This window comes from Sphingomonas bacterium, from assembly GCF_903643035.1.
Lineage (GTDB): Bacteria > Pseudomonadota > Alphaproteobacteria > Sphingomonadales > Sphingomonadaceae > Sphingomonas.
The window spans coordinates 1-4,243 of sequence record NZ_CAHJWW010000240.1 but is presented as its reverse complement, the minus strand read 5'-3'; the positions used below and the strand labels follow the sequence as shown (position 1 = coordinate 4,243).

General features: G+C 64.1%; 4 protein-coding genes and 1 pseudogene. 2 read left to right on the top strand and 3 right to left on the bottom strand.

Annotated features, from left to right (window positions below):
• Together istA and HUV01_RS12865 are read right to left on the bottom strand one after the other, a co-directional pair.
• Positions 1–647 (bottom strand): IS21 family transposase (gene istA, locus HUV01_RS12870; protein WP_174298626.1); only part of this gene is annotated, 647 nt, incomplete at its 3' end.
• A gap of 164 nt (positions 648–811) precedes the next feature.
• Positions 812–1,642, bottom strand: a complete 831-nt coding sequence (locus HUV01_RS12865; protein ID WP_174298625.1) for an MOSC domain-containing protein — start codon at positions 1,640–1,642, stop codon at positions 812–814.
• A gap of 229 nt (positions 1,643–1,871) precedes the next feature.
• Between HUV01_RS12865 and HUV01_RS12860 the strand changes: the two genes are divergently transcribed.
• Positions 1,872–2,735 (top strand): hypothetical protein, encoded by an 864-nt coding sequence (locus HUV01_RS12860; protein ID WP_174298624.1) that lies wholly within the window; start codon positions 1,872–1,874, stop codon positions 2,733–2,735.
• 67 nt (positions 2,736–2,802) lie between these two features.
• On the opposite strand, the gene HUV01_RS12855 is transcribed toward HUV01_RS12860, so the two are convergent.
• Positions 2,803–3,546: a DUF5677 domain-containing protein gene (locus tag HUV01_RS12855; protein ID WP_254606630.1), complete on the bottom strand. Its 744-nt coding sequence runs from the start codon at positions 3,544–3,546 to the stop codon at positions 2,803–2,805.
• Here HUV01_RS12855 and HUV01_RS12850 point away from each other — a divergent pair.
• Positions 3,442–4,243: pseudogene (locus HUV01_RS12850) on the top strand (IS3 family transposase); the annotation flags it as partial. The gene HUV01_RS12855 and the pseudogene HUV01_RS12850 overlap by 105 nt on opposite strands.

The following is a 4,243-nucleotide window of genomic DNA, read 5'->3' as shown; positions in this document are numbered from 1 at the left end:
TTGCCGACGAACACGGTCGTCACCGCGGTCTTCATGTTGTCGTAGATGCCGCGCAACGGCACCCCGCCGAAGAACGCAAAGCCGCGCGCATGCGCGTCGAACACCATCTCCTGCGTCTCGCGCGGATAAGCCCGTACGTACACCGCCCGCGACGCGCACAGCCGCAGGTGCGCCACCTTCACCCGCATCGGCTTACCGGCGATCTCCACGTCCTCGTGGCTCCAGTCGAACTGGTACGCCTCGCCCGGCCTGAACAAGAGCGGGATGAACGCCGGCACGCCCCCCGTCACATTAGCGCCTGGGTCCTTGCGCCGTGTCGCCGACCAGCGCGCCGCGTAGCGCCGGACCGCATCGTATGACCCCTCGAACCCCTCGCGCAGCAGCAGATCATGGACCCGCGTCATCCGCAGCCGGTCACGCCGGTGCCGCCCTTCGTTCTCGACCAGCAGCTTGTCCAGCCGCTCCTGGAATGGCCCGATCCGCGGCAGCGGCTGCACCGTACGACAGTAGTCGAACGCACCCTCCGATGCCCGGATCGCCTTGCGTACCACCTTGCGCGATAACCGAAGATCACGCGCGATCGCCTTGATCGACTTGCCGGCCGCGTGCTCGCGCCGAACCCGAACCACTGTCTCCACCACCAACATCCCGATCTCGCCGCCTGGAAAAACCAGGCCGCCGCCTACGCCATCGAAATGAGGGGTCCCTCTTGGACGCCGATCACCCCGCTAGGGGGTCCTTCTTCCACGCCGATCCACAGGTTAGCCGGATCCGGGGCAGCTCGGGACACGGAAGTCGGTTGACACTATCGTCAACGGCTCGCCGGTGCCGGTCGGCTGTCTCCCTCCTCGATCACCTCGACCCGATCGCCGATGCTCAGCGTGCCCGGCCGACGGATGATCGCGTTCTGACCGAACATGATGCCGTCCGCCGCGAGCCGTCCCATGGCGCGCAGCGTGGCAAGCGGTTCGTTGCCCTCCAGGCGCTCGCCCGTGTCGGGCTGCTGCGTGACGACGATGCAACGCGAGCAGGGACGCGCGATCTCCATCTCCACAGCGCCGATCCGGATGCGTCGCCATCGATCCTCCTGCCAGGGAGCCGCGTCGGCGATGACGAGGTTCGATCGGAAGCGGGCCATAGTCACGGGGACGGCGAGGCGATCGTTGAGGGCGTCGAGCGAGGCCATCGTCGTGATCAGCAACGGAAAGCCATCCGCGAGGCTGACATGGTCGTCCGGCCGCGAATATCGGGGATCGATGGCTCGCCGGCTGGAATCGTGCTGATGGGCCAATCGGACCGGGCGCCCGAGCGCCTCGGAAAGGAAGGCGTCCGCAGCATCGTTCCCCACCCGCACGGACACCGTGTCTCGCCAGACCCTGGCGTCGACCAGGGGTGCCTCGTCTCCGGGCATGATCGCATGGCTGCTTTCCGTTGCGCTCCTGATCGTCAGCCCGGTTCGGGACGGCGTGACGTTCAGCGAAGCCATCGCCGGAACCTCGCGCCGAGTGACGAAGCGATTGCGCTGATCGATGATCATCCAGCGGCGGTCGCCAGCGATGCCGCGAGCCTCTATCGGCGTTTCCGTCATGGCGCACCCGCCCAGCCCCTTCACCGGGAAACAGTGGATCGAGGACAGCTGCATCGTGACTTGAACCCTCAGGAACGGCGGTGGCGCAATGGGAACATGCGGTGCCGGAACGTATGATGTTTCGCTTCAGGCATCATAGCAGTCGCTGCCGAAGGCTTCGACGACGTCGGGCGCCAAAGCGATGAATTTCTCTAGGCCCGCTTCTGAACGAATGTCCGAAGTTGGGGAGCGGCTAAGCGGCCGCGAACGGCGGCTTCTGGGTCGCGATGCGAGGGGATTTGACATGAACAGAGCTGAAGCTGCGCGACTCAAGCTACTCGCAGTTTTTCCCAGGGGCACTTGGGACGGATTGCTAGACTCTGCAGGGGGTCTCGACGCGGAGATGTCGTCGATCAGGGCGCGCATGGAGGCTGCCTTGGCAGAGCATGAGGCGCGCATGGCACCGATGCGGGCCTACATCGCACAGCTTCAGGAATATGAGCAGCTCGCTGGCCCGGTGGCGGCAGCCGGTTGGCTGCCGCACGAGACCACCCCGTTTAATCTGGTCCGCGCGCACAACGATGCCGACACGCTAAATCGGGCAATGGAGGCGTACTACTCGGCGAATTGGGCCGACGTTGCCGCCCATTTCCTGAGACGGCTTGACACACAGTGCGTCGACGACGAAGCGAAGGACCTGTTCCGTGAATGCCTCACCGCGCATGGAGCCAAACTCTATCGAATGGCAGCGCTCGCACTGTTTCCCGAGATCGAGCGCGTGGTTCGCATCGAGATCGGTTGGGGCGCCGAACAGACCAGCACTAGCCAGATCGAGCTGCGCGACGTGATCGGCGGACTGACGCCGATCGAGATGCAGACTCCTGGCTGGTACGGACTGCATCTCGCGGGCAAGCTCGACGAGCATCTCTACGCAAAAGTCCGAACACCTGCGCAACGGAGAGCGGCCGAGCAGGATCCTGTGCCGAACCGTCACGCAGCACTGCACGGCTATGTGACGTATGCTTCGGCGCGATCCAGCTTCAACATGCTCGTGATGGCCGACTTCGTCTTTGCGGCGGTGACCGCGATCAAGCGCTTCGCACCGCGCATGATATCCAAGCCGATAATGCAGCCCTCATCCGGAGATGCGGACCATAATCAGGCATGACTGCACGGCATCAACGAGCGGCAGGTTTCGAGTGGCGAAAGTGGGCGTGTTAGTGGCCGGGATTGGGTCACCGCGTCGCGCGTTCCCTCCTGAGTTGAGCGCGGTGCGCGCGGTCGAGCGCACGCTGTGCCTTATCTAGCTGACGCAGGAGCTCGTCCCTCAGCTGCGCCAGGATTTGCCACTCGAGCACCCGGTCGAACCGTGTGGTACCCGACGATAAAAGGGTCGTGACGAACACCAAGTCTCCGGCGGTGTTCCGCGCCGGATCTACGAAGCCCGCGTTGCTAACGCCGGCCAGCGCCGTACGGGTGCCACTGCCCTCAAGAAGGCCGAGCCGGAAGTCGATGCCTCGGGCTCCTGCGTGGACGTTGTAGCTGGCCATTCGGTAGTGAGACTGCATGGCGCCCTTACCGGCGGCGACCTCGAGATCGACCAGCCGTGGTTTTTTGAGCCCAAGGTGCTGTGCCGCCCAGCCATACTCCGATCCAAAGTTGTCGCCAAAACGGTCGAGGCACGCCTGGTACTGCCGCTCGATTTCGGCGATGTCCCGTTTTGTCGGAGGCGCGTAGCCAAGCTGCTCGTGCGATAAGGCGAACCGGTCCATAGCCCGTTTTAATTCAATGGCCGCGTGCGATCTGTATCGGACTGAGCTGCTGCCGGTTCCGTGGACACCGAGATAAGGTGTTTTTGGAACCGGAGGATGGAGATGCAACGACGGAAGTTCAGCCGTGAGTTCAAGCTCGAGGCGGTGAAGCTGGTGCGCGAACGCGGGGTGTCGGTATCGCAGGCAGCGCGCGATCTGGACCTGCATGAGAACGTGCTGCGCAAGTGGGTTCGCGAACAGGCGGCCGATCCGGGATCAGCGTTTCCTGGTCACGGCGTGATGAAGCCGGAGCAACAGGAGATCGAGCGGCTGCGCCGCGAGCTTGCCAGGATGAAGGCGGAGCGCGACATCCTAAAAAAAGCGGCGGCCTACTTCGCCAGGGACTCGATATGAGGTTCGAGTTCATCGCGAAGCACCGAGGGATCTGGCCGGTGTCGTGGATCTGCGAAGCGCTCGGTGTTTCGCGCAGCGGCTTTCATGCCTGGCTGGTTCGCGCACCCAGTGCTCGCGCCCGAAGCGACGAGGAGTTCGGCGCCAGGGTCCGCGCCAGCTTCATCTCCAGCCATCGGACGTACGGTGCGCGTCGCGTCTGGCACGATCTTCTGGCCGAAGGCCTATTATGTGGTCTGCATCGCATCGAGCGGCTGATGCGTGTTCACGGCCTGAAGGCGCGTCCGCGGCGCCGTGGGCTGCCGAAGGATGATGGCCTGCGGTCGGTCATCGCCGACAACCTCCTCGATCGCCAGTTCACGGCCGAGGCACCCAACCAGAGGTGGATCGCAGACTTCACCTACATCTGGACCGCGGAAGGATGGTTATACGTCGCTGTCGTCATCGACCTGTTCTCGCGCCGGGTGGTCGGCTGGTCGATGAGCGACACCATGACCGCCCAGCTCGTGACCGA

Coding starts and splice junctions, on each gene's coding strand:
- HUV01_RS12855 (WP_254606630.1), bottom strand. CDS start 3,546: ATGCAGGTCCAGATCGCGCGCTGCCTGCGATACCGACACCCCGCGTTC.
- HUV01_RS12860 (WP_174298624.1), top strand. CDS start 1,872: ATGAACAGAGCTGAAGCTGCGCGACTCAAGCTACTCGCAGTTTTTCCC.
- HUV01_RS12865 (WP_174298625.1), bottom strand. CDS start 1,642: ATGCAGCTGTCCTCGATCCACTGTTTCCCGGTGAAGGGGCTGGGCGGG.